General features: G+C 31.9%; 23 protein-coding genes and 1 tRNA gene. 6 read left to right on the top strand and 18 right to left on the bottom strand.

Annotation, left to right across the window (positions count from 1 at the left end):
- Positions 1-196: 196 nt before the first annotated feature.
- Positions 197-748 (bottom strand): hypothetical protein, encoded by a 552-nt coding sequence (locus HALSAC_RS0111125; RefSeq protein ID WP_027340327.1) that lies wholly within the window; start codon positions 746-748, stop codon positions 197-199.
- 419 nt (positions 749-1167) lie between these two features.
- On the opposite strand from HALSAC_RS0111125, the gene HALSAC_RS0111115 reads away from it, so the two are divergent.
- The 3 genes from HALSAC_RS0111115 (at position 1168) to HALSAC_RS0111105 (ending at position 2570) form a co-directional block, all read left to right on the top strand.
- Positions 1168-1833: a hypothetical protein gene (locus HALSAC_RS0111115; RefSeq protein ID WP_027340326.1), complete on the top strand. Its 666-nt coding sequence runs from the start codon at positions 1168-1170 to the stop codon at positions 1831-1833.
- Positions 1834-1943: 110 nt separating this feature from the next.
- On the top strand, positions 1944-2309 hold the full coding sequence (gene mgsA, locus HALSAC_RS0111110; RefSeq protein ID WP_027340325.1) for a methylglyoxal synthase: 366 nt from the start codon (positions 1944-1946) through the stop codon (positions 2307-2309).
- A 66-nt stretch (positions 2310-2375) separates the two neighbouring features.
- A complete protein-coding gene (locus HALSAC_RS0111105) occupies positions 2376-2570 on the top strand; it encodes a hypothetical protein (RefSeq protein WP_027340324.1) in 195 nt (64 codons plus the stop codon).
- Positions 2571-2633: 63 nt separating this feature from the next.
- On the opposite strand, the gene malQ is transcribed toward HALSAC_RS0111105, so the two are convergent.
- The 3 genes from malQ to trhA all read right to left on the bottom strand — a co-directional run bounded on the left by malQ (position 2634) and on the right by trhA (position 5954).
- Entirely contained in the window at positions 2634-4118 is a 1485-nt protein-coding gene (gene malQ / locus HALSAC_RS0111100; protein WP_027340323.1) for a 4-alpha-glucanotransferase, read from the bottom strand.
- A gap of 477 nt (positions 4119-4595) precedes the next feature.
- The gene (locus HALSAC_RS0111095; protein WP_027340322.1) at positions 4596-5081 is read right to left on the bottom strand and encodes an ECF transporter S component; all 486 of its coding nucleotides are present in this window, start codon (positions 5079-5081) and stop codon (positions 4596-4598) included.
- 234 nt (positions 5082-5315) lie between these two features.
- Complete coding sequence (trhA, locus tag HALSAC_RS0111090; protein ID WP_027340321.1) at positions 5316-5954, bottom strand: PAQR family membrane homeostasis protein TrhA; 639 nt, start codon at positions 5952-5954, stop codon at positions 5316-5318.
- A 218-nt stretch (positions 5955-6172) separates the two neighbouring features.
- Between trhA and HALSAC_RS0111080 the strand changes: the two genes are divergently transcribed.
- A complete protein-coding gene (locus HALSAC_RS0111080; protein WP_027340320.1) occupies positions 6173-7747 on the top strand; it encodes a methyl-accepting chemotaxis protein in 1575 nt (524 codons plus the stop codon).
- A 42-nt stretch (positions 7748-7789) separates the two neighbouring features.
- Here HALSAC_RS0111080 and HALSAC_RS0111075 read toward each other — a convergent pair whose 3' ends face one another.
- The 13 genes from HALSAC_RS0111075 to HALSAC_RS0111015 all read right to left on the bottom strand — a co-directional run bounded on the left by HALSAC_RS0111075 (position 7790) and on the right by HALSAC_RS0111015 (position 22954).
- Complete coding sequence (locus HALSAC_RS0111075) at positions 7790-8929, bottom strand: lysozyme family protein (RefSeq protein ID WP_027340319.1); 1140 nt, start codon at positions 8927-8929, stop codon at positions 7790-7792.
- Positions 8930-9021: 92 nt separating this feature from the next.
- A complete protein-coding gene (locus tag HALSAC_RS0111070) occupies positions 9022-11718 on the bottom strand; it encodes an alpha/beta fold hydrolase (RefSeq protein ID WP_027340318.1) in 2697 nt (898 codons plus the stop codon).
- 255 nt (positions 11719-11973) lie between these two features.
- Positions 11974-13572: an NAD(P)/FAD-dependent oxidoreductase gene (locus HALSAC_RS0111065; protein ID WP_027340317.1), complete on the bottom strand. Its 1599-nt coding sequence runs from the start codon at positions 13570-13572 to the stop codon at positions 11974-11976.
- Between the two features lie 341 nt (positions 13573-13913).
- Positions 13914-15278 (bottom strand): MATE family efflux transporter, encoded by a 1365-nt coding sequence (locus HALSAC_RS15780; RefSeq protein ID WP_051412195.1) that lies wholly within the window; start codon positions 15276-15278, stop codon positions 13914-13916.
- A gap of 226 nt (positions 15279-15504) precedes the next feature.
- On the bottom strand, positions 15505-16416 hold the full coding sequence (locus tag HALSAC_RS0111055; RefSeq protein ID WP_027340316.1) for an RluA family pseudouridine synthase: 912 nt from the start codon (positions 16414-16416) through the stop codon (positions 15505-15507).
- An 18-nt stretch (positions 16417-16434) separates the two neighbouring features.
- Positions 16435-16872 carry a signal peptidase II gene (gene lspA / locus HALSAC_RS0111050; RefSeq protein ID WP_027340315.1) on the bottom strand — a complete coding sequence of 146 codons (438 nt, stop codon included), beginning with the start codon at positions 16870-16872 and terminating at the stop codon, positions 16435-16437.
- Between the two features lie 276 nt (positions 16873-17148).
- Positions 17149-17838: an LrgB family protein gene (locus HALSAC_RS0111045; RefSeq protein WP_027340314.1), complete on the bottom strand. Its 690-nt coding sequence runs from the start codon at positions 17836-17838 to the stop codon at positions 17149-17151.
- Between the two features lie 38 nt (positions 17839-17876).
- Positions 17877-18332, bottom strand: a complete 456-nt coding sequence (locus HALSAC_RS15775) for a CidA/LrgA family protein (RefSeq protein ID WP_211231343.1) — start codon at positions 18330-18332, stop codon at positions 17877-17879.
- Between the two features lie 160 nt (positions 18333-18492).
- Positions 18493-19167: a TraR/DksA C4-type zinc finger protein gene (locus tag HALSAC_RS15770; protein ID WP_035571801.1), complete on the bottom strand. Its 675-nt coding sequence runs from the start codon at positions 19165-19167 to the stop codon at positions 18493-18495.
- Positions 19168-19422: 255 nt separating this feature from the next.
- Positions 19423-19498: transfer RNA gene (locus HALSAC_RS0111030), tRNA-Asn, on the bottom strand.
- A 123-nt stretch (positions 19499-19621) separates the two neighbouring features.
- On the bottom strand, positions 19622-21613 hold the full coding sequence (locus HALSAC_RS0111025) for an alpha-glycosidase (protein ID WP_027340313.1): 1992 nt from the start codon (positions 21611-21613) through the stop codon (positions 19622-19624).
- A 280-nt stretch (positions 21614-21893) separates the two neighbouring features.
- A complete protein-coding gene (locus tag HALSAC_RS0111020; RefSeq protein WP_027340312.1) occupies positions 21894-22133 on the bottom strand; it encodes a hypothetical protein in 240 nt (79 codons plus the stop codon).
- Between the two features lie 248 nt (positions 22134-22381).
- A complete protein-coding gene (locus tag HALSAC_RS0111015) occupies positions 22382-22954 on the bottom strand; it encodes a hypothetical protein (protein WP_027340311.1) in 573 nt (190 codons plus the stop codon).
- Between the two features lie 266 nt (positions 22955-23220).
- On the opposite strand from HALSAC_RS0111015, the gene HALSAC_RS0111010 reads away from it, so the two are divergent.
- Positions 23221-24540 carry a flagellar hook-length control protein FliK gene (locus tag HALSAC_RS0111010; RefSeq protein WP_027340310.1) on the top strand — a complete coding sequence of 440 codons (1320 nt, stop codon included), beginning with the start codon at positions 23221-23223 and terminating at the stop codon, positions 24538-24540.
- Positions 24541-24592: 52 nt separating this feature from the next.
- A complete protein-coding gene (locus HALSAC_RS0111005) occupies positions 24593-24874 on the top strand; it encodes an EscU/YscU/HrcU family type III secretion system export apparatus switch protein (protein WP_027340309.1) in 282 nt (93 codons plus the stop codon).
- Positions 24875-25039: 165 nt separating this feature from the next.
- Here the strand turns inward: HALSAC_RS0111005 and nth are convergent, their stop codons facing one another.
- On the bottom strand, positions 25040-25681 hold the full coding sequence (gene nth, locus HALSAC_RS0111000; protein ID WP_027340308.1) for an endonuclease III: 642 nt from the start codon (positions 25679-25681) through the stop codon (positions 25040-25042).
- Positions 25682-25836: the final 155 nt, after the last annotated feature.

Here is a 25836-nt window from a genome sequence, read left to right as displayed (position 1 = left end):
CCATATCATCACCTAAGAGTAATAATAAGATCAAAATCAAAAATACCCACATTACAATATCTTCTGTAACCATACCCATGATTGATTCCCCCTTTTTTCTAGATTCAATATATAATATTACTACTAACTGAATCTGTTAAAGGAAATTTTATGAAATTAACACCTGTGATATAAAAAAGGGGACCAAAGCTCCCTCTTAGAGGTCAAAATTCCAAACAATATTTTTATTGGATTTAGAACTATCTTTACTTAATCCTTCAGCTTCTTCACCTTCTTCTTTCCTAACTTGATCTTCTTCAATACCTCCACTAGCTTCAGTATTATCCCCTTTAACTTCTTCTTTATTTTCATCACTTTTGATTATCTCCTTTTCTAAATTTTCTACAGATACCTCTTCTTGTTCACTAACTTCTTCTTGAGTATCTATCTCTTGCTCATTATCCCTACTCATATCTTCTATACTAGTTTCTTCCTTTAATTTTTCTAATTCTATAAACCTTTCTCCTACATCAGTCAACGTATAGTAAATTCTCCTATTGTAGATATAAGAACTTAGCAAGAAGTTTTCTTTTAACTCCTTTATAACCTCTTCAAGTCTACCCTTATTAAAACGAAAATCTCTTCCCAAATCCCTACTAGTTATCTGCTCATGGGCTACAAAAAGATAATAAGAGTTCTTTAATATATCTTTGGCCTCTGTTGACAATTCATCAGATAAATTATTAATACACTCATCACATATCTTCATCATATCTCCTCCTTCTCTCATAAATATATATTTAAACTTGGAGGAAATTATACACAATAAAAAGAGCAATAGAGATTTTTATCTCTATTGCTCTAAGGTGTTCCTTATTTTCTTATAAAATTATATTGAACACCTTTGTTCGGCGCTTTAGTTATCCAACTACTCTAAACCTTCTCCTATCGCATCTCTTTTAAACTTATTTTTCTTCTGATTAGCAGATTTTTTCATTGGATAAGCACCTCCATTAAATATTATAACCAAAACTTAACTTTTTATTCCCTGTAAAAAAATAAAAATTTAAGTTACTACTTTATCACATATCTTCTATATATATTACATTTATAATTCTTCACAGATGACTTATAATATTTAATAAGGAATAATATATTCTAATTATAATTTTAGAAGGTGGGATTATTATGAAAAAAATTACCTTATTCACTTTAATTATTTTAACCTTATTTTCAATCAACTCCTTTGCCTATGGATTAAATAACAACCTAGAAATATTAGGAGGAAGATTTAATACTCATAATGCCGGAGAACTTGTTCTAACAACTTTCAACTACATAGACGATGGAGGTAATCTATTCTTACCATCAGATCTAAGGTTTAGTTTAGGAGAGGGAGTAGGAAATAACCTAGTAGACTCTTATAATGAATTGGAAATAGCTTTTTATCACCAACTTGATGAAGATCTAGCAGACATCTACTTAGGTCTAGGATATAAAAATTTAAATAAAAAAGATTCTATAGCTAAAAAGAGTGGCTGGAGTATACCTATAACTTTAAAGGGAGAATTTGACCTCCTTGAAAATACTACTTTAGAAGGAAGAGGTCAAATATTACCTTTTGGTAATTATTCTGTCACAACAGAGGATAGTCTTAACTTTAGCGGCGACTTGAAAGGATATAACATAGATCTTTCTATTAACCATAGCTTGACTGATACTTTTGCTCTCAAATTAGGCTACTTGTATCAAAGCTATACCTTTGGAGATAATTTAGATAATAAAGACCTTCCTATAGCTGGATATGAAGAACATTTTAATGGACTTTATTTTGGCGGGAGAATATCTTTTTAATATATTAATGCCTACATCTAATAATATTACCTTGTTAACAAGGTAATATTATTTTTATATAGAAGTTATTTATCTAATACTGTAATTAAAAACTTTAGGAGGAGTAAACTATGAAAAATAAAATTTCTTTAATTGCCCATGATAAAAAGAAAAATGACTTGATAGAATTCGTTAAAAACAATAGAGAATTTCTTGCTAATTATGAATTAATTGCTACAGGTACAACCGGTAAATTAATCAATGAAGAAGTAGGCTTAGATATTAAAAGAATGGCTTCAGGGCCTTTGGGAGGAGATCAACAAATCGGCGCTCAAATAACTGAAGGTAAGATAAAAGCCGTCATATTTTTAAGAGACCCATTAACAGCACAACCCCATGAACCCGATGTCAGTGCTTTATTAAGGGTCTGTGATGTACATAATATCCCCCTAGCAACAAACTTAGCCTCTGCTTTACTGCTTTTAAAGGGATTATAATTACCAAATATTACAAGGATAATTCCAGACAAAAAGTTAGATTCTATTAGTATAGGAGGATATACCATGAAAAAAGAAACTCTATTAGAAAAGATAGCTCAAAGATGTCCTGAATATGAAGGTATAGCTGTAGCTCAAAACTATGGTTCCTCAATACTAAATAATTTAGAATCTTTAGAAGACAAAAAGTGTGATTTATGTGTTAATTGGTATGAAGGAGACTGTGATATCTTCCAAGAAGCAGAAAAGAAATATATATAAAAGGAGTAGAGAATTAAATTCTCTACTCCTTTTATATATATTTAATAGATAAGCACTGAATAATTAATTTCTATGTTTTTCTGTAACTTCTCTTAATTTATTAATTACCTCATCACTTAACATATCCTTTGTAAATCTCCATTGCCAATTGCCTGCAGGCTTACCTGGAGTATTCATCCTACCTTCACTCCCCAAGGATAAAATATCTTGTAAAGGAGCAATTGCAAAGACTGCTACTGACCCCCAAGCTGCCTCAATTAAATCCCAAGCGATGTTACTACCATCTACATCTAAATACTCTCTTATAAAGTGCTTCTCCTCTTCACCTAAAGATTCAAACCACCCCACGGTAGTATCATTGTCATGAGTTCCTGTATAAACAACAAAGTCTTTAGTATAGTTATGAGGTAAATATTTATTCTTCTCACCAGAATCGAAGGCAAATTGTAATACCTTCATCCCAATAAGACCAAATCCTTCTCTTAATTCATCTACATCCTCAGTTATAACTCCTAAATCTTCAGCGATAATAGGCAATTCACCTAATTGATCTTTAATGGCTTGGAAGAAGTCGGCACCAGGTCCATCTACCCATTCTCCATTCATTGCTGTATCTTCATCAGCAGGTACTGCCCAATAAGCAGCAAAGCCTCTAAAGTGGTCCAACCTTACATGATCGACCATATCAAGGATTGCTTCGAATCTTTTTATCCACCAATTATAATCTCTACTCTTTAATTCATCCCAATCATAAAGTGGATTACCCCATAATTGCCCTGTTTCACTAAATGCATCTGGTGGTACTCCAGCAACCTTAGTTGGTTTTTTCTTCTCATCAAATAAAAATATATCTGGGTTAGCCCAAGCATCTGCACTATCAAAGGCGACAAAGATTGGAACATCCCCTATTATGCTGATACCCTGCTTGTTAGCATAACCTTTGACCTCATTCCACTGCTTGAAGAAGAGATATTGTATAAATTTATGAAATTGTATTTCATCCTTTAATTCTTTTTTATACTTATCTACTGCTTCTTCTTTTCTAAATTTAATATCATCATCCCATTCTATCCAAGGACGCCCATCAAATTCATCCTTTAAGGCCATAAAGAAGGTGTAATCTTCTAACCATTCAATATTGTCTTGACAAAAGGCAACGAAGTCCTCGTTATCCTTCTTATTAGATTTTTTCTTAAAACGATTATAAGCTTTCTTTAATACACCTACTTTAAAGTCGATAACCCATCCATAGTCTACTTTATCTTTTGGGAAGTTATCTTCTCCTAAATCATCTTCTTTAACTAACCCTTCTTCCTTTAATTTTTCTAGGCTCACTAAAAATGGGTTTCCAGCAAAAGCAGAAAAACATTGATAAGGAGAATCTCCATATCCAGTTGGCCCTAATGGGCAGATTTGCCATAACTTCTGCTTCGTGTCACTTAGAAAGTCAATAAATTCATAAGCTTCTTTGCCTAAAGATCCAATTCCATAAGGACCTGGCAGAGAAGTTGGGTGTAAAATAACCCCACTACTTCTTTCAAATGCCATTAAAATCCCTCCATTATTTTATTCATATTATAATCATTGAAGCGCTTTAATAATTTTAGTTCAATTATTAAACAATCATAAGTTAAAGGTAATTAATAGAAATTTAATAACCTACATAATATGATATTTATGTGGCTTTATGTAAAAAGATTACTTTTTTATTTTATTTTTCTTGTAAAGTTATAATTTTAGTATTAAGAATCTTTTTTGGGCTTTTATTATAATTTAAAGGGATACTTTTATTATATATAATTATACCGCCTCATATTCCTAACTAGTTCTACAATTTTATATAGATCAATTATTATTAACCCCTTTCTAAAATTACCTATCATAATATTTATATTAAACAAATCTTTAAAATCACCTTCATCAAACACAGGTATATTAAAAAAAATTTCACTAAACCTCTAAAATAGCAAAAAGAATCTAGTTCAGAATACTTTTAAAAGTATTCTGAACTAGATTCTTAGAATTTTAATTACTTTCACTTTTTAAGAACCTATCCAAAAACTTAATAAAAAACAAAGCCAATAATCCACCGATTAAAGAATTTATAAACTGTGGAAACTGCATCACTTGGGCAATTGCAAGGGGAACTTGAACTATAAATCTAACTGCTCCTGCTAAGATTAAGTACTTACCCAATCCCCCTATAATAATAGCTAAATACCTATTTCTCTCCTCAAATAAATAAAAACCAACTATAAGAATGATATTGGAAATAATAATAAATGGCACCATCGGGGCCAAGGGAGCTGGCAAAATCCCCCTAGCTAAAGCTATCCAAGGTGTCAAGCTCCCTATCAATATTCCACTTAATAAATTAATGGAAAGAACAGAAACTATCAACATCATATTTACCAATGGACCTGTTATGTACGGAGGAAAGCCCATAATTTGTACAACCAAAGTTAGAGCCAACAACATAGCAGTCCTTGTAAGCCATTTTGTATACTTCATTAACAACACTCCTTCCTTGAGTAATTTTAAATATATAGTAATAAAGTGTCACTTTCGTGCCACTAGTAATGAGTAATGAGTGAAGAGTAATGAGTAAAGTCAAAATCTCAAAACCTCTTATAAGTCTTAGGTAACAAAGGGGTTTCTGTTTTTTTAAGGTTTTACTCATTACTAATTACTCATCACCAGTAATAAAGCTACGCTTTATTACTATTCAACTTCAAATCTAAACACCTATGGTAATAACAGTAATATAGTAAAGAAGTGAAAGATACTCCCACCCAAAACAAAGATATGCCAAATAGCATGGTGATACTTCATCATCGGCCAGGCATAAAAGATTGTACCTAAAGTATAAAATAATCCACCTATAACCAAAAAGATCAGACTAGCTCTTGGTATTGCTGCAAATAAAGGCTTAATAGCAAAGATAATCAACCAACCCATTAATATGTATAGCAAAGTAGACAAAATTTGAAACTTCTCAATCCAAATAGCCTTAAAGACAATTCCAACTATAGCTATAAACCAAACAATTCCAAAAATAGTCCAACCCAAAGGTCCTCTTAGAGCTATCAAGGTTAAAGGAGTATAGGTACCAGCTATCAATAAATAAATAGCAGCATGATCAAAGATCTGAAAAACTTTTTTCGCCCTCCCCTTCGGAAAGCTATGATAAAGTGTTGAAGAAAGATATAAGATGACTAGCGTTGCCCCATAAATCGAGAAACTAACCTTATGCCAAACATCACCAAACATACTGGCATAAATAACTAATATAACCAAAGCTGCAGTTGCCAAACCTAAACCTACCCCATGTAAAATAGCATTTGCAATCTCTTCGCCTGTAGTAAAATCCTCTATCTCTCGCATTCTAAGCCTCCTTATAAACTTTAAGTTGAATTTTCCAAACCCTTAAAAGAGTTTGATCTATATTTATTATACCATATGAGTAATTAAATATCTCCCATAATAATGTATACTTTAGAATATTCAATATCAACGTCTCCTTTTGAAACTTGCATAATCTTGATAAAAATTATATAATGAATCAAAACTATTTAATCTATATTCTCAAAAAGGAGGAAAAAATGTATTATACTAAGTTTTTAAACCAAAAATCTTTAAAATTTAAGCTTAATTTAGTAATAATAACTATAATGTTACTTATGTTAGTGAGTGTTCTATTTAGCATAAATAATATTGTCAGAAGGGAAGTTGCTTTAGAGAAACTACATACCGATATCAATATAGCATCTGATATTCTAGATAGAGAATTTCCTGGAGCTTGGAGGCTAGAGGGCGATAGGTTGTATAAAGGTCACCACCTAATCAATGGAAACTATATGGTTGATTATATAGGGCGCCTTTTAGGAGGTGGAGCCATATCTATAATAGCTAATGATACTAAAGTAGCTACCAACATTACGATCAATGGAAAGAGAGCCTTAAATAATCAAATCACTGATAAGCTAAGCCAATCTTTACTTAGCGAAGAGAGAACTTATCTAGAACAAAATATTGAAGGTGTAAATTATCAAAATGCATACATACCATTAGAAGACAGTAGTGGTAATATTGTAGCTACTTTAGAAGTGGGAGTTGCAGAAGATATGATGGATCATACAATTAAAAGTATATTCTTTTCAATTTCAACAATTTTATTAATTGGAATCATTTTAGTTCTATCACTACTTACATTATCTATAAACAAATTGATTTTTAACCCATTAAATAAAATTCTCAAAGTAAGTACTAAAGTTGGTGATGGTGATTTTAGTAAACGATTAAATATGGACAAAGAAGATATAATCGGCAAACTAGGTGATGGTATAAATTTAATGATTAATAACTTATCAACTATTATTAACCATATCAAGAAGACATGTAGTGAAGCCAATTTAAATAGTCAGCAAATTTCAGCCTCTAGTCAAGAAGCTTCTGCTTCTAGCCAAGAAGTATCAGCACAAATTCAAGATTTTAATGTTAAAATTAATGACTTAAATCAAGTAGCATCAAATATTAATGAGTCTAGTCAAAAGGTAAATAAATTAGCTAATGATGGATTGAATAATATGATTTCTACAGAAGAGGAAATGAAAAATATACTAACCACCTCTAAATCATCTATAAATCATATAGACTCGTTAAATAAGTCTTCTAAGAAGATCAAAGAGATAACAGAACTCATCTCTTCTTTAGCCGAAGAGACTGATCTATTAGCATTAAATGCCTCTATTGAAGCAGCCAGAGCTGGGGAACATGGCCATGGATTTGCAGTTGTAGCATCTGAGGTTAAATCATTGGCCCAAGATACTCAAAAATCTGTGAATAATGTCCAAGAGATAATTAAAGAATTTACTACTATTATAAATTTAATAATAACAAACCTCAAAGATAATAACTCACAGATTAAACAAGGAGCAGCAAAGTTAGCAAAAACTAAAATCAACTTCGAAGTGATAGTAGATAAAATTAATGAAGTTACAAATAAGGTTGAAAAGATATCGTTTATAAGTGAAGGTATATCTAATGGAAGCAAAGAGATATCATCTGCCGTCCAAAATCAAACCGGTTCCGCTGAAGAGATTGCTTCATCTATACAAGAACTTACAACTGTTTTAAGTAATTTAGAATCAACAATTGCAAAATTTAAAACCAATTAAAAAATTAGGCTTAAGCCTAATTTTTTAATTTCAACACATAATTTATTTGAAAATTATACTCCTCTCCTTAGGTAAAGGAGTTAAAAAATCTCTAAATCCTCTAGGTGTTGCATCTAAACTCCAAATTGAATCCACTTCATCCTTACCTGGGAGCAAAGAGCTTGAAACCTTAGCAACTGAAACTCCCTCCCAACCTATGGGCGGGTGATCTTTTATCGCCTTTAATACACTTATCTGATAAGCTTCTCCTTTAGTATATATATAATCACCATTACTATAAACATCATATGGCAAAAAATTAGGATTGTTAAGACCACTATATCCATTGTAAGCCCAAAGAGCAAAGTACCAATTTTCTAATATCCAAGGATCACCATCACCTATAGTAGGTATATAATTGGCTTTTTGTAACTTCCATTTTTCTAAAAGTATTCTTGCTCCTGCATCTATATTATATTGCCAGTCATAAGCTAACCTATGCAAGTCATATTGGTTTTCCCAATTACTCGACTGCTTATTAAAAAAAACATCTCTATTACTTAGTAAAGCATAACTGCTTCTTAAGGGGGAAATATTACTCTGCTTTGTATATTCTCTATAAAGGCACTCTACTCTTCTAGGAGGAGTTACCTGCATCATTCCAATTCCACAATCAAAGCTTATAATAGGATTTCCTTGACTGTCAAATTGCCTCCTTCTTGACTCAACATAAGCAATTCCATAAAGTATTTCAGGGGGAATATCATACTCCATCCCTACTTGAATCATATACGCAAATATCTCCTCCTCAGATGGCTGTTTATTGACAGCAGTCCACTCTCGAATTTCATCACCTTCATTAACAACTATAAACTTTAGGCTTATATCTCCTGAATCAACCTCAATTCCACTAACTCCACCTGCATAGGATTGTCCATTGTATTCTCCGACTATCCTTATATCATATATTCCTGGTCTTAAATTTATAATTTCACTCATATCACTACTTATTACCCTTCCTGCTCGACTTAAAAACTCAACTCTCTCTCCTCTAATAATCCTACCTTCCTTGAGTATTATACCAGATCTTACAACCATTATATGGGCCAACTCATAATCAAAATCTATTCTAAAGTTCTCCGAACACCCTGCTAATAAAGTTACAAATATTAAAAGTACATATATTTTAATATTTTTTCCCATAGCTTATCCTCCTGCATACTATTTTAAATATTAAAGACTACAATTAATATAAAAAGTCCTTAGGTTAAAACCTAAGGACTTTTAAACCAACTTTAAAAGGTATGTCCAAAATTAATATTAAAGGTTCTATCTTTTTCTTTAAGATCAAGAGCAAAGTCACCTCTAAGTGGCCCTAATGGCGTATTAACTACTAAACCTAATCCTCCACTAAAGGACCATTCTTCTTGACTAAAGGAATTGCCTTCCTCTATAATCTTACCTACATCTAAGAAACTAATACCAAATATACTATCATCCAATAGAGACCTATGATATTCAAGGTTTGTCGTTAAATAACTACTTCCTGCCATATCAAACTCACTACCTCTAAGAGGAATAAAACTATAACCTCCACCTTGGAATTGATAGTTTAAAGGTGTATTAGAAGATGCCAAGCCACCTCTTAAGGAATAGACTAACTTATCATCCCCAACATCTTCAAATCTCCTCCATTGCAGAGCTAAACGATTAAAGTCTCTATCATCATTTAAAGATATACCATAATCTAAATCAATACTTAAATGACCATAATTATCCCAGTCTAAACCTGCTCCTACAATAATATACTCCTGCTCTATATCATAGTCTTTTATATAATTGTTTTGTTGGTAATTCAACTTAGACCTAAGCTTTAAATCAGATCTTAGTACTTGATCAAATTGAACTCCTGTCTTAAACCCATCTATAGTATAATTTTGATTGTTAAATTCTTTATGGGACTCAAAGTCCTTGTAATTCCAAGAGTAAACCCTCCCCTTATTACCTACATAACTAACTCCTACCTCCCACCATGGTCCAGAAAGGAAGTTGTTATAAGGTTCAGATTTCCAACTATACCCTAAATAAAGGTTAACTCCCTTCCCAAAGGGATTTCTAAAGAATTGAGTAATCTGACTATTATAAAGATCAAGGGCTTTAAATACAGCAAACTCAACAGGGTGAACCATTAATGGATTTGTCTCACCTGCTCTTATATTAACTTCAACTTCACCATCTCTAATCTCTTTAGCATCAATACTTAACTCTAATGGGTTAAATAAGGTTGAATTATATAGCCTCTGTTCAGTTAAGCTCTGCTCCTTATCACTCCACCTTTCACCTTTATCATAAGATAACTGTTTTATAACAATTTCATCATCACTTCGTTCTAAGCCTTCAACAGATATTTTAGCAACTCTATACTCTATATTCTTATAATCTAAATTCCTTCTTTCATAATCTATAGCCTTTGCTACATAATACTTATCATCTTCATATTCAATCAATTGCTCATAATAATATTCAGCCATTTGAAGGTCTTTTAAAGCATCACGATAAATCTCATATATAAAATAAGTATATTTAACCGCTAAATTCTCATGTATATCTCCTTCTAATATCTCCTTAAAAGCAGCTATACTCTCTTCATAAGCATTTAAACCTTTTAATAAAAAGTCTTTAGCAGCCCATTGGCCATAGAATATCTCATCTGCAGCAATTAACAAATCAATAGCCTCTAACTCTTCACTATCAAGTTCTTCATAGGAGTTGGCCTCTGATTTAGAAAGAAGATAAAAGGCTTCTTCTTCAGGCAAGAACTTATAATTCCATATATCACCATTTATATCTATTAGCTTTGGGCTAACTCCATAAATCTGTTCTGGATTAAAGGAGACTTTAAAAGACTGTTCTAAATTATCTTCTGAAAAACTTATCTTTTTATGTCCAAAGTTAAAACCTTCTCTAAAAGCTAAGTCTACAGGCTTATACTCTTCTATTATCTCTTGATCTAAGTCAACTATAAGTTTAAAATCATCTTCATTATCTTCTAGCGTTGAAGATAAATTTAACTCTCTATTTTCTAAATTTTCTCCAGCCTTGATCTTAGCAAAAAAATCCTCAAAGATCATATCCATCTTATTTTTATTTGAAAAATTAAGCCAACTATGAAAGGTATTATCTAAAAGATAAAGATCCTTCTCCCCTTCTAAGCTTTCATATATCTTCATAGCCATAGCAGGAAAAGGATGATCATCTTCTTTTCCTGTAACAATTACCACAGGAACATCTATCTCTTCAGCCAAATTATTTATATCATAACTAGAAAAGAAAGCATCTAACCTTTTATCTGTAAGATCTACAAAAGCCCTTTTATACCAAGGAACCTGTTTTTCACCGTTTATCTCCCTATATTTAGCAGCATTGGCCATATTATCAACAGGGGCCAACGCAACAACTCCATCTAACAAATCTTCGGTATCAAAATGAGCTGCTAAAAGAACTGCATAGCCTCCCATGCTATGACCTACTATCACTGTAGGTAGATCAGGATCCTTATCTTGTAAGTATTGAGCCCCACCTAAGATATCATAAGCAAAGTCCTCAAAACGATCCATCCTCTGTTGGCCCCACCCACTAAGCTCTACAGCTAATATATTAAAGTCATCTTCTCTCCCAACTTGTAAATAACCATCTAGGATACTATCAAAATAAGAAAACTTCCCTTTCCAATAATACCCATGAACATAAATTACATTTAGCTTGGCCTTGTCTCCTAGCCTCAAAAAAGCCTTCTTATCCCGTCCATCACTGGATAAATAGTCAACCTCGCTCCATCCCTCCCTTGGGATATCAGCTTCTGTAAACTGTCTTTGATCTATATTTTTATTAAACTCATTGTCAATTAAACTCCGATAGAAACTTTGATTACAAGCAGTTAATAACATTATTAATGCTATAATAAGTCCAATCGAAGATATCTTCTTTTTCATTTCTTTCACCCCGCAAAATTTCTTATGTAAGTAATAAAGAATAGCTTTATTACTAGTGATGGGTAAGCAGTAATGAGTAATGGGTAAAACCTTAAAAAGCAAAACCTCTTTTGTTTGCTAAATTTTAATAAGAGGTTTTGATATTTTGACCTTGCTCATTACTCTTCACTCATCTCCCATTACTAGTTGCACACTAGTGCAACTATATTACTATACTTCTCTGTAATACCCCAATCACCTTCTACAACCTTTAAATTATTCATCTAAAGGTATAGAAAATTTCTCAATTACCCTTTCGGCTCCCTTAATACCATCTACTGCTGCAGAAATTATCCCTCCTGCATAGCCAGCACCTTCTCCTAAAGGGTAAATTCCTTTTATATTACTCTCTAAATTAGAGCCTCTCTCAATTCTAATTGGTGAAGAACTTCTAGTCTCAACTCCAGTCATAACCCCATCCTCTAGAGCAAAACCCTTGAGCTTCTTATCAAGCTCTACTATTCCCTCCTTCATAGCTTCAACCACATAGGTCGGCAAACAATCTTTTAAGTTCGTCAGAGTAACTGCAGGCTTATATGAAGGGTTGACCTCCCCTAGACTTTTGGAAGCCCTATCTTCTAAAAAATCCTTAACCAATTGAACTGGAGCACTATATCCTCCTCCACCAACTTCAAAAGCTTTAGTCTCCCACTTTCTTTGAAACTCAACTCCAGCCAAAGGATGATCACTACCAAAATCATCTGGGCCAACACTTACCAACAAAGCACTATTAGCATTCTCCTCATTACGGCTATAATAGCTCATTCCATTAGTAACCAATCTCCCCTCCTCAGAAGCCGCACCAACCACTACTCCTCCTGGACACATACAGAAGGTGTAGACCCCTCTCCCATTAGAGGCTTGATAGGCTATCTGATAATCAGCAACACCCAGCTTAGGGTGATTAGCAAATTTACCATATTGGACCTTATCTATCATACTTTGAGGATGTTCCACCCTCACACCCATTGCAAAAGACTTCTGCTTAATCTTGATACCTCTATTGTAAAGCTTCTCAAAAGTATCCCTAGCACTATGACCTATTGCTAGCAAAACAACTTTACTTTCTATCATCTCATTAGAATTAACCTCTACACCCTTAACCTTTCCCTCATCAACTATAAGATCTGTAACCTTTGCTTCAAACCTAACTTTTCCTCCTAATGAAATTATCTTCTTTCTAATATTCTGAACAACCTCTCTTAAGATATCTGTACCTACATGAGCCTTCTTCTTATAATAGATCTCTTCAGGAGCTCCACCTTCAATCAATTCATCAATAACCTTCCTAGAACGCAAATCCTTTATCCGAGTAGTCAGCTTTCCATCTGAAAAGGTTCCTGCTCCACCCTCACCAAACTGAACATTGGATTCAGGATTTAACTCCCCTTCTTCCCAGAACTTCTTTACATCTTCATCCCTCTCTACTACTTTCTTGCCACGCTCTAAAAGAATTGGGTTATAACCCCTTTGGGCCAAGATCAAAGCTGCATATAGACCCGCTGGACCAGCCCCTACAACAATCGGTGGGTTGTCTAAAAATTCTTCACCCTTTTGAACTGGGTGATAAGATAAATTAGAACTCTTGCTCACATTACCCTTACTTTCTTTTAATACATCCTCTTCATCCTTTACCTTTACATCTATCGTATAGATAAAATAGATATTATGCCTACTTCTTGCATCTATAGATTCTCTAAAGATCTTATAGCTTATTAGATCATCTTTGTTTATCTTTAAAGTTTTAACTATCTCATCTTCTAATTTATCTTCATTATCATTTATAGAAATTCTAATATTTGATACCCTTAACATCCTTATCTCACTTCCTTGATTTAAAATTTATCTTCTAAAATTTAATAAGACCAGCGTTATGCTGACCTTATTACAAGTCTGCTCATTTGAGCAAATACTATTATCTTTTTATATATACTTCTTCAAGACACCCTGAAATCCTCTTAGGAATTATTATATCTATCAAATAAAACTTTAAAACCTAAAATCAAAAACATCCACTCTGACTAAATCAACGACTAAACCTTTATTAATTTTAATTTTTAATCTCTTGTCCTTACCTTGTCGGCACTTGTCCGAACTTAGTCAGCGCAAATGCCTTTAATCTTTATATATTAAAAATTTTAAATATTTAGTAGCAATTACAACTTTATCTCCATCCATTTACCAGACCTAAAATAAAGATAAAAGATAGTTGCAATTATTGCAAAGGAAATATTGGTCCCTATATACACACCTGTCAAGCCCAAATCAGTATGATTAACTATATAATAAGTCAAAGGAATGGATAAGAACCACATTCTAAAGATAGTAATAAACATAACCCTTAGGGTATCACCAGCTCCCCTTAAAGCTCCAGAATAGATTATTAAGATAGATATAGCAAACTGTTGGATTCCTGCCAATCTAAGAGGTATCACAGCCGATTCAATAACATCTCTATCATTAATAAATAAGCTACTTAACTCTTCTGGGAATGCAATGAAGATGGCACCTAACAATATAGCAAGGCCTCCACCAAAAAGGGCAGATAAATCGCCACTTCTTAAAGCATTCTTCTTATCCTTGGCCCCTAAATACTGTCCTACTAAGGTAGTGGTAGCAATCGAAATACCAAAAGCAGGCATAAATGATATTGACTCTATCCTAAGAACAATATTATAGGCCGAATAATCTATAGTCCCTAGTTGAATAATAAGATAATTTAAGATGATAAAAGAGCTTTGTAAGAAAAATTGTTCTAAGGCTGCTGACCAACTTATCTTCCATAACTTCTTTATCGCTTTTAGCTTTACCTTAAACCACCTTGGAACCAACCTAATCTTTTTATCCCCCTTTAAAGCAATAATTGTAAATATAATTGCCCCTACTATTCTAGATAAAGTAGTCGATATTGCCGCACCTCTAACCCCTAACTGAGGAAAGAAGCCTATACCAAAGATCAATAACCAATTTCCTAGGATATTAATTAAATTTACTGCACCATTGACTACCATAGGAGTAACTGTATCTCCTGCACCTCTAAAGGAGCTACTCAAAGAGAAGGTAGCTAACATAAAAAATTGGCTATAGATAACTACCCTTAGATAAGGTATAGCTATATCTAAAACCTCCTTCTCGGCAGGAAATAACTTAATTAAGTCAGTATGTGAAAAATACATAAGTACCGTCAAAATAAAACCTATTATTATATTGAGCATATAGGATTGACTTGCTACCCTTTCAGCTCTACTTTTGGCCCTTGCCCCAATATAGCGCGATACCAAGGCTGTAGTTCCTATATTGAAGGCAGAAAATATAAAGACGGCAGGAAAGACAAGATAATTAGCCAAATTAACTGCTGCTAAACCTTCAGCACCAATACCTCTTCCGACCATAACTGTATCAGCCAAGCCTACTAATGTATTCATAAACATCTCTATTATAGCTGGCGTTGCTAGAATTATTATCTTCTTTAAAAATTCTAAGGTAGATAATTCTCTCTTCTCCAATGTTAACTGCTCCACTTATATTACCTTCTTTCTTATTTATAATTATATCCACCTATTATAACATATAGATAATAAGCTTTAAAGTGAAAAAGAGCTTTAAGGTGATTTAGAGCCTAAGATATGACATATTCAAAAATCACATAACTATGACACTCTTAAAACCAAGCATTTAAAACTTAACCTTTAAAATAATAAAAATAAAAGACTATCAACCAATTAATTGGTTGATAGTCTTTTATTTTTAACTTAATCGCTTTATCATTTCTTCCATATCATCTAATAAAGGAGCTTCAAATTCTACCCACTCACCACTACTTGGATGATAAAAGCCAAGAATATAAGCATGGAGCATTTGTCTACTTACATCCACTGTAGCTTTGCTATATCCATATAATTCATCACCGACTACTGGGTGCCCCATATAATCCATATGTAATCTAATTTGATGAGTTCGGCCTGTCTCTAAAGTAACCCTAACTAAAGAATGCTTTTCATATTTTTCTAAAACTTCAAATCTAGAAATAGCTTTTTTACTATTCTTATTAGTAACGGCCATCTTCTTACGATCTCTAAGATCACGTCCTATAGCAGCATCAATCTTTCCTTTTTTATACTTAACTCTCCCCTCCACTATAGCTTTATATACCTTTTTGGTATCTCTTTCTTTAAACTGTTCTGATAAACTAAGGTGAGCTTTATCATTCTTAGCTACTACAATTGCCCCTGAAGTATCTTTGTCTAGCCTATGAACTATCCCAGGTCTAATAACACCATTAATACCAGATAAATTATCACAGTGATAAAGAAGAGCATTGACTAACGTTCCACTCTCATGCCCTGGCGCTGGATGAACTACTAAATTAGGCTGTTTATTAATTACAACAATATCATTATCTTCATAGATAATATCTAAAGGAATATCTTCAGCTAAGAGTTCCAACTCTTCAACTTTTGGAAGGTTAACTTCAACTTCATCACCAACACTTAACTTATAACTTTTTTTAACAGGTTTAGAATTCACCTTAACCTTATCAGAGTCGATTAACTCTTGTAAATAACTTCTAGACAGATCTTCATTTTCCTTAGATAGAAACTTATCTATTCTAAAATTTTTATCCAACTCTTCGATTATAAAATTTCTCTTTTTAACCACTTAAACCACTCCGTTCCTTTAATTCTCCTCTAAAAAGAGGATCCAATAACTGTAAATAATTACTGCAATCACTATAGCTGAATCTGCAATATTAAAGACGGGCCAAACCCTAAAATCAAAGAAATCAATTACATACCCTAATCTTATTCTATCAATCAAATTTCCTATAGCTCCTCCTAAAGCCAGCCCTAAAGCCAAACGATTCCAAAATGAATTCAAAGGCAACTGGCGATAAAAGTAAATTAATAGTCCAATCACTAGCATAGTAACTAATATAAAGAAGGTTCGTTGGCCCTGTAAAATACCAAAGGCAGCCCCTTCATTTCTTACATAAGTTAAATGAAAAATATTTTCAATAATAGGCATTGATTGATGTAAAACAAAGTTTGTTAATATTAAATACTTTGTTAGTTGATCTAAGACTAAAGTAAGAATAAAAGTAATTATTATAAGCATTTTTATTCAACTCCACTATTTTATTATTATCCCTTAAATATTTATTAAATACTCATAAAAGAAATACTAGCTTTATAAAGATAAACTTTTTAACTTAGTACTATTTCTTATTTACAAAGAATTATTAATTAAATCTACCTACTCCAAATAATTAGCTAAATTTATGCCTTTACTAATAGAAATAAGGCATTTTCGTTACCTAGTCATTATAAAAACATAGACATAATTCTAACATAATTAACAGAAAAAAACAAGGATGCCCTTTATATAGCTATACTATAATACAAGAAGCAATAAAGGAATTAAAACTACTGTAAGCAAACCAGCTACTCCAATAGCCAAGCTACTCATTGCCCCTTCTTTCTCTCCTAACTCCATTGCCTTAGTAGTCCCTAAAGCGTGGGAAGCAGTACCCAAAGATATACCAACTGCAACTTGATCATCAATCTTAAATAACATTAATATCCACGGGCCAACGACTGCACCTAAGATACCAGCTACAACGATGGCTGCAACAGTAATCGATGGGATGCCTCCAATCTGTGAAGAAACCTCAATACCTATAGGTGTAGTAATAGACTTAGGCATTAGTGACAACTGAATTACTTCACTTAAACCAAATAAATTCCCCAATAACTTAACACTAACTACTGCAGTTGACACCCCTACTATAACCCCTGCTAAAATTGGAAATAGATTCTTCTTCAAAAGATTAATTTGACGATAAAGGGGCAAAGCTAAAATAACAGTAGCTGGACCTAAAAAGAAAGCAATTAAATCTCCCCCTTGATTATAATAGTTTAAATCAATATTAAAGCCAGTTAAAAATAAAATTATCATAGTAACACTGATCAACAAGGGGTTTAATATCGCAACTTTCTTACTATTATATAGGAAGAGTCCAATCTCAAAACTTATTATAGATATCAACAAACCAAAATAAGGTGTATCTAATATATTATCCATTGCTAAAACTCCCTACTATTAAATAATTAATTATTAATTTAATTATCGCTTTTATTTTCTAAAATTTCTTCTTTATTATTTAAAACCCTATTAATTACCTTTTGGAAAAATTGTATTGTCAAACCTGTTGAAATAAGAACCATTATAGTTGACAAAATAACGACCAAAGTTAATTGAATCCACTGACCTTTTAAGATATCAAAAGTACTGATAATAGCCACAGCTGGCGGGATAAAAAAGAAGGCTAAGTGATCTAACAAGAATTTACCAATATTTTTTATCTGTTCAACCTTAAGAAGACCAGATAACAATAAAGAAAATAATATTAACATTCCTAGAACATTTCCTGGTATAGCCAAATTAAAATAATAAGATATAAATTCTCCTCCAAAAGCTATAGCCACAATTATTGCAAACTCTCTAAGTAATTTCAAATCACTATCCTCCTTTCGTTGATTTCTAGTAATAAAGCGGAGCTTTATGCGACTAGCCACTGCAACCAATAAAACCCCCACTTTAACCACTAAGATAGAACTCGCCTTAGCAAAAGTGGGGTTTCTTTTATTTTATTATCACTTTTAAAAAACTTAAATTTCTATTTATTATCTAAACCCTACTATATCTATTATAAATAATCCAAACAATTAAATCAACCTATTTATGAAAAGGTATCTGCCCATCTTCTTCACTCTCATCAAGATCATCTATTATCTTGTCTTCCCAGCCTACTACACCATGTTCTTCATTTGACTCTATATAAGCATTTTCACTTCTAGTTGATCCTGCAATATCTGAGGGAGTATTAGCAGTACCATAACGAGCTACCTCCTGCCAAGCATCTTCGCCATCATACATTACACTATCTTCATCTTTTTCAGCACTCATATAATCACTCTTATGCATATCTCTAATTGCCGTCTCTTCTATTGGGCGAGAGTTATGAGCATCTGTTCCAACTCTAGACTCACTCTTAGACTTACATTCAAAACAGAAGGTACTATAAGGCATAACCTCTAACCTATCACCATCAATCTCTTCACCACAAGAATCACAATGGCCATACCTACCACTCTCTATCTCCTCTAATGCATCTTCTATCATTACTAAAATCATTTTAGCATTATCCTTTAAGCCTATATCCTTACTTCTATCAAAGGTATCAGTTGCATTATCTGCAGGGTGATTATCATAATTAGATAGTTCACCAGCTGAGTCTCTTATACTATTTCTTAGCCCTTCATGACCTCTTTGGTCAAAGTTAGATATCTGCTTTAAAATATTTTGTTTCTCCCACAAGAGTTTCTTCTTATAATAATCTAAATCTTTCATCAGAACTCCTCCTTTTCTCTTACTTAACTATTAATTTGTCCAAAACAAGAGAAAGGAATACAGATTAATAGTAATAAAGTGTCACTTTTGTTCCACTAGTAATCAGTTATGAATGAAGAGTAATGAGTGAAGTCAAAACCTCAAGACTCTTCATTAAAACGCAGGTAAAAAATGCTTTTTATAGATTTTTAAGTTTTTACTCATTACCGATTACTGATTACTCATCACCACTAATAAAAGTCCAAAAAATAAAAATGGCTCCCCGAGTAGGACTCGAACCTACGACAAAGTGGTTAACAGCCACTCGCTCTACCAACTGAGCTATCGGGGAACAACTTTAAAATATTTATTTTACAAATATATACTAGCATTTAATTGATAATTTATAAATACTTTTTTAGAAAAAACAAAACCAACTTTTACTATATAGTTGGCCCTGTTTCTACTAACATTATTACTTTAAAATTACAAGATCATATGGGTTAATCTTTATGGTAAGCTTTTTATCTTTAACTTTAAAGGATCTATCAGATATCAAGTCAGTTAAAGAATCACCAAAGTAATCCATATCATCTAACTCTAACTCAAATACCCCTTCTATATTATAATTATTAAAAGCAACAATTATATTATTATCACCCTTAGTTCTAAGGAAGGAATAAATATTATTAACAGCATCCTTCTTTAGAAGTTTAAAATCCCCAGTTCTTAGTGCTGGATTATCCTTTCGAATCTTAATTAACTTCTTATACCAATTAAATAATTCTCTATCTTGTTTATCTTTATCCCAGACCATAGTACGTCTGCAATCTGGGTCATCACCTCCTTCTAAGCCTATCTCATCACCATAATAGATCATAGGAGCCCCTAAGTAAGTCATCTGAAAGGCTGCAGCCAACCTTTGACGAACCTTATCTTTCTTAGCGATTGTTAATACTCTTGCTGTATCATGACTATCTACCAAATTCAAAGAAGCCTCTTGAGCAGGGAGTTTGTAAGTTGTCCTTACCTTAGACAACCTTGCTTCAAAGGTATTTACGCTTATCTCTCTTTTACAGAAGAAATCTAAGACAGCCTCAGTAAATAAATAGTTCATTACCCCATCAAACTGATCTCCATCTAACCAAGGTGATGAATCTCCCCAGGACTCACCTACTATGTAGGCCTCAGGGTTGGCTTCTTTAACCACCTTCCTAAACTCCCTCCAAAAGTAATGGTCAACCTCATCAGCAACATCTAAGCGCCATCCATCTATACCTATCTCTTCAACCCAATAACGAGCAACTTCTAATATATAATCTCTAACTTCAGGATTTGCAGTCTTTAACTTAGGCATCCTCCAAACAGCATTGGCAAAAGTCTCATAATTGGGCATAATAATTTCTCTAAGATCTTTCTTATCCTCGGATACCTTCCAAATAAATCCTATGTCTACCTCGCCACCACTTAAGCCATCTAAATAACTAGCTAATCTAACTAAGTATTCTTTAAATAATTCTCCACCTGTCTCTAGTTTATCAATTACTTCTTCTTTAATAGTCTCAAATTTCAACTTATCATATTCTCTAATTTTATTTACAAATTCTCTTATTTCACTATAGTTCCAATCCGGATTTTTTCTTATTGGTAGGGAATTATAGTAATACCAACCCTTATATTCGGACTCCTCCCCTTTCTCTCTTAAATCTTTAAAGGCAAAAAAATCATTACTACTATGATTAAAAACCCCATCAAAAACAATCTTAATCCCTTTTTGATGAGCCTTTTGAACCAATTCTTTACAATCCTCCAAAGTTCCAAAACAGGGATCTATCTTCATATAATCTATTGTATCATACTTATGATTGGTTGAAGCTTCAAAGACTGGAGTTAAATAGATAGCTGTTACCCCTAACTCCTCTAAATAATCTAACTTACTTATAATTCCTGGTAAATCTCCTCCATAAAAAGATCTGCTTTTTGGTAACTGCCCCCACTCTTCAACCTTTTCTGGATTGATGTCTGGATTTCCATTACAGAATCTTTCCGGGAATATCTGATAAAACACTCCATCCTTGACCCACTCTGGTGTATCAAAGTAATCCTTTTCGCAGATGTATGTATATTGAAATAAGCCTTTATGATTTGGAAGTTCTGGATCAAATCCATAGTAGGTATAATATAACTGTTCAATACCATCATCTAACAAAAAGAAGTATTTAAACTTCTTTTTACTATAAGAAATCTCTGCCCTAAAGTAATCAAAAAGTTCATCTGAACTATACTTTTCCATCTCAACCTTATGGGTTGCAGGATTATTCTTCCAATCTCTAAATCTCCCATCATAAAACAAAGTCACCCTTTGCAAATCACCTTTTTTGGTCCGTAATTGAATAAATAAAGTATCTTCACCTACAGGATAAGCATAATTGCCATAGGGTTGATGATAAATTCCTTCTCTTAGCATATACAAAGCCTCCTTATTTTCTGGAAGGGTTTCCAATGAAAATTATAATTTTCTCTATACTTTCTATACTATAATAGTTATTATTCTAGACCTAAACCTAAAGACCTTCATAAAGATAATCTTTTTAATATATTTTTTCTATTTTTTTAAAGACAAAACTCTAGTTATAATTATAACTAGAGTTTATTGCTTTCAATATAGGAATTTAACTTAAAATAATAAAAATGTCTAAATCAAAGAACCTTTTATGTATTACTTACAAAAAAATATAAATTCTATATTACACATACTTATAATAGAGTAGTCCTAAAAAAGCTAGGAAAAATATCATCAAAAAAGAAGGATTTGGGCCAACTAAAAAGTTGTTAATTCTACTGCTAATATTTGAAAAGGACAATGCAGGACGATTTGAAAGAAACTTATTAAACCTAAACCTTAAATCAGGCATAAATAAAGGCAAAGTAATTATTTTAATAAGATTACTCAATACAAATATAATTAAAACCTTTAAATTTTTCACTATCATTACCCCTTTACATATTATCTCAAAATAATCAAATTATAACAAACCTTAAAACTAGCTATACAAAGATTCCTAAACAAACTTAAAAGCTTTTTAAAAATAATACTTACCTTTATTATACTTTCTAAAGTATAATAAAGCAAATATTTGTAAATAAACAATAAGTTATTAATCTAACAAGATTTAAACTTTTAAATTCTAATAAACAATTATAAAAGCCAACATATATTTTAATATGCTGGCTTTTATAATAAGAAGCTTGGGTATGGTTTTAGCAAACTATAAATAGCTTCACCCCTTACATCAGATCTATGGTTTGAAATATTATCTAATTCTCTAGCTTGTCCTTTATCATCAAAAAAAGAATCTAACTTATTATATAGCTCTTTAAATTCCATCCTATCCTTTAACCATTTTTCTTGATAAAATAATCTTCCTAGTTTAGTTAACAAATCTATATTCTCTTCACTTAAATCCTTCAAACGTTCTTCCTTAAAAGCCAAAGATCTTTCTAAGCGAATTTTATCATCTTTTATTTCTTTCATCGTTTCATCTAAATAAAATAAACCCTTTTCTTCTTCAGCTAAACTCATAATACCTTCTTTTAAATTGAATATTCTACTCTGTAATTGTGTACATAATAATAAATTATTAATTAAAAGTGTTAATAAACTCTTAATTTCAGAATTTAATTCATCCTCGTACTTTAGAATTATCTGAGAATAATTTCTTACTACTAAAGAACCAAGTAAGATAAAGCGATTTTCAATCTCACAATCACTCACTCTCAAATCTTCATACTCATTTATAACTAACATAATTTACACCAGCTCCTACTTAAATTATAGCGAATCAAAAACCCCAATCCTAAACCCTTCAATTAACTTTAAATTCAAAAAGTATAATTAAGAATTTAATAACCCCTAAATAGAGGTTATCAATAAGATATAAAGAATTTGATTAATTAAGGTATTATATAGTATATATGATTATCTAAGCTATCTAATTATTGTTATTTTTTATAAAAGCAAAATTATATTTAATAATCTAGTATAAAAATAATTTTTTCAAGGAGTGTTTTCCTATGATAGATACTAATAATATACGACTACTAAAACAGTATAACTTAGAGACCAATAAGTTGTCAAATTTAATTACAGAGAATTTAGAAACTAAGGAGCATAAATCTCTCTCAAACAAAGATTTACTAATTAATTTAGGGTTAGACTCTAAAAATCAAAATCTCCAAATTATCGAAGAATTTTTAAAAGCAGACCTCCCTATAAAGAAAGATTTAATTATTAAAATATCTAAACTTATAGATCAACTTGAGGATCTAAGCAATATAAATATTGAGACTAAAATTAAAACTTCCTTATTATTAAATAAATTGAAATTACCCTTAACTCCAAAGTTTTTTAACATTTTTAAAGATTCTCTAGATTTAGAAAAAGAATTAACAGAAAGTTTGACAAATGAATTAAATACAGAAGAAAGTTTTGCTGATATATCAAATTATAATATTGATTCAATAAAGGGCCAACCCTCTATTTCTTCAGATTTATCTTTTAAGTTAATTGAATTTTTAAAAGATAATAATATAACAGAGTTAATCGAAAAGATAGATCAAGATCCTGAACAATTTTTATCAAACAAAGAAATCTCTAAATTACTATTACCTAAATTAAAAGAATTAATCAATCAAAGCGAAGAAAACTTAATGCAATTAAAGGAAAAAGATCTATCCGTAACCAAGCTATTAAAGTTACTCTCTCTTGAAGAAAATATAGAAACCACGGTAATAATTAATGATTTTAAAAAAGAACTATCTAAGAATATAATCAGATCTGATAATTTAAATTGGATTAAAGTTTCACAAATAATAGAAGAGATAAACTTAAAGGAAGGAGAACTTATTAAATCACTCTTTAACCTCCAAATCCACCAAGAAGAGGATAAAGGAAATCTTAATGAAAACTCTGATAGACTAACCAGGCAATTAATAGGAGTAAGGGCCAACAACCTTGAAAATGATACCCTTACCCTCTTTCTACCCTTCTTAATAGAACAAGAAATTAACCTAATTAAGATAGATATAGATAAAGAAAATATCCAAGGCTGGAAAGAAGGAGAAAAATTAAATATATCCTTTAAGGTTCAAACAGATAAATTAGGCCTAATAGATGCCGATATTCAAATAAAAGATAAAAACTTTGACCTCCTCTTTAAATCACCTCAAAGTGATACCCTAAAACTGATAAAAGATAATATAGCCTTATTAAAGGAGAGGTTAAAACTAGAAGGGGTTATGGTTGCTAAAGTAGATTATAAACTCCTACAAGAGAATCTAGAGGAGAATAAAGAGAAAATAAACAAGGTAGGGAGTATTGATATTAAGGTCTAAAAATAATCTGATTAACAGTTTCCAATCAACCTGCTAAAGGAAGTGATTTTAGTTGAAGAAGAATAATGATAAAAAAGACCTATTAGGTGAAGCAGCCGCTTTAAAATATAACTCTAAAGAAGATAGTGCCCCTACCCTTATTGCCAAAGGCAGAGGCGAGTTGGCCCAAAGGATAATAGAAAAGGCCAAAGAAGAGGATATACCTATAGAGAGTGATAAAGACTTAATAAAGCTATTATTGAAATTAGAGGTAGGAGAAGAGATTCCTGAAGACCTCTATCAAGCTGTTGCCCACATCCTCTCCTTTATCTATGAATTAGAAGACCTTATATAAGAACCTCTACTACAGATATTTAAATATCTGTAGTAGAGATTCTTATTAAATCAAACCTCATTTAAGCCCCTTTTTATATTATCTAAATGCAAATGTAATACAGTGTAAATTTATAATGCTTTATTGTTTTCAAAAAACAAAATAGTAATTTTTTAAAACTATAATCTAATTATCCATATAATAATTACACATTTCTTTTACGGGACACTCTTCACACCTAGGTCTTCTTGCTTTGCATAGACCTCTTCCATGGAATATTAGCCAATGATGAGCGGGAGACCAGAGTTCTTTCGGTATTACCTCCATCAAATCCTCTTCTACACCCCTTACCTTATCACTATCTGCCAAGCCAATTCGATTTGAAACCCTAAAGACATGAGTATCTACAGCAATTGCATCCTGGTCAAAGATAGAACTAATTACCACATTAGCTGTCTTACGACCTACACCAGGTAATTTCATAAGTTCCTTTCTCTCTTTGGGTACCTTGCCACCATAATCTTCAATTATCATCTTAGATGTGCCGATAAGGTATTTACTCTTATTTTTATATAAGCCTATACCTCTGATATGAGGTTCTAACTCCTGTGGAGTCAATTTAGCAAAGTCCTCTGCTGTCTTAAGTACTTTAAACATCTCTCTAGTTACCTTATTAACCTGCTTATCAGTAGTCTGAGCCGATAAAATAACTGCTATTAACAGCTCAAAGGGGTTATTATGCTCCAAGACCGTCTGAGGGTCTGGGTACTCTTCTTTTAAAATATTAAGTATCTCTATAGCTTCACTTTGGCTCTTTAGTTTTTTCATATTTCCACTCCCTCGTATAATATTATTAAGATATTTAATTTTTAATCTTGATTTTTGGGCTAAAACTTTCTAGACTTATATTATTAGGTTGGGTAAATAACTAACACTCCGTGCAGCTTGACTGCTATTTAAAGTCTGTTACTTCTAGTTTCGTG

It is taken from the genome of Halonatronum saccharophilum DSM 13868 (assembly GCF_000517025.1).
Lineage (GTDB): Bacteria > Bacillota > Halanaerobiia > Halobacteroidales > Halobacteroidaceae > Halonatronum > Halonatronum saccharophilum.
Note: the sequence above shows the minus strand (reverse complement) of the source record. Positions and strands in the feature narration are given on the sequence as shown.

Excerpts from the sequence above, each read along its gene's own strand:
- malQ (WP_027340323.1), bottom strand. The coding sequence starts at position 4,118 with ATGGCATTTGAAAGAAGTAGTGGGGTTATTTTACACCCAACTTCTCTG.
- nth (WP_027340308.1), bottom strand. The coding sequence starts at position 25,681 with ATGAAAAAACTAAAGAGCCAAAGTGAAGCTATAGAGATACTTAATATT.
- HALSAC_RS0111070 (WP_027340318.1), bottom strand. The coding sequence starts at position 11,718 with ATGAAAAAGAAGATATCTTCGATTGGACTTATTATAGCATTAATAATG.
- HALSAC_RS0111095 (WP_027340322.1), bottom strand. The coding sequence starts at position 5,081 with ATGAAGTATACAAAATGGCTTACAAGGACTGCTATGTTGTTGGCTCTA.
- HALSAC_RS15770 (WP_035571801.1), bottom strand. The coding sequence starts at position 19,167 with ATGAAAGATTTAGATTATTATAAGAAGAAACTCTTGTGGGAGAAACAA.
- HALSAC_RS0111075 (WP_027340319.1), bottom strand. The coding sequence starts at position 8,929 with ATGGGAAAAAATATTAAAATATATGTACTTTTAATATTTGTAACTTTA.
- mgsA (WP_027340325.1), top strand. The coding sequence starts at position 1,944 with ATGAAAAATAAAATTTCTTTAATTGCCCATGATAAAAAGAAAAATGAC.
- HALSAC_RS0111010 (WP_027340310.1), top strand. The coding sequence starts at position 23,221 with ATGATAGATACTAATAATATACGACTACTAAAACAGTATAACTTAGAG.
- HALSAC_RS0111045 (WP_027340314.1), bottom strand. The coding sequence starts at position 17,838 with ATGGATAATATATTAGATACACCTTATTTTGGTTTGTTGATATCTATA.
- HALSAC_RS0111105 (WP_027340324.1), top strand. The coding sequence starts at position 2,376 with ATGAAAAAAGAAACTCTATTAGAAAAGATAGCTCAAAGATGTCCTGAA.
- HALSAC_RS0111025 (WP_027340313.1), bottom strand. The coding sequence starts at position 21,613 with ATGCTAAGAGAAGGAATTTATCATCAACCCTATGGCAATTATGCTTAT.
- lspA (WP_027340315.1), bottom strand. The coding sequence starts at position 16,872 with ATGCTTATAATAATTACTTTTATTCTTACTTTAGTCTTAGATCAACTA.
- HALSAC_RS0111125 (WP_027340327.1), bottom strand. The coding sequence starts at position 748 with ATGAAGATATGTGATGAGTGTATTAATAATTTATCTGATGAATTGTCA.
- HALSAC_RS0111080 (WP_027340320.1), top strand. The coding sequence starts at position 6,173 with ATGTATTATACTAAGTTTTTAAACCAAAAATCTTTAAAATTTAAGCTT.
- HALSAC_RS0111065 (WP_027340317.1), bottom strand. The coding sequence starts at position 13,572 with ATGTTAAGGGTATCAAATATTAGAATTTCTATAAATGATAATGAAGAT.
- trhA (WP_027340321.1), bottom strand. The coding sequence starts at position 5,954 with ATGCGAGAGATAGAGGATTTTACTACAGGCGAAGAGATTGCAAATGCT.
- HALSAC_RS0111015 (WP_027340311.1), bottom strand. The coding sequence starts at position 22,954 with ATGTTAGTTATAAATGAGTATGAAGATTTGAGAGTGAGTGATTGTGAG.
- HALSAC_RS0111115 (WP_027340326.1), top strand. The coding sequence starts at position 1,168 with ATGAAAAAAATTACCTTATTCACTTTAATTATTTTAACCTTATTTTCA.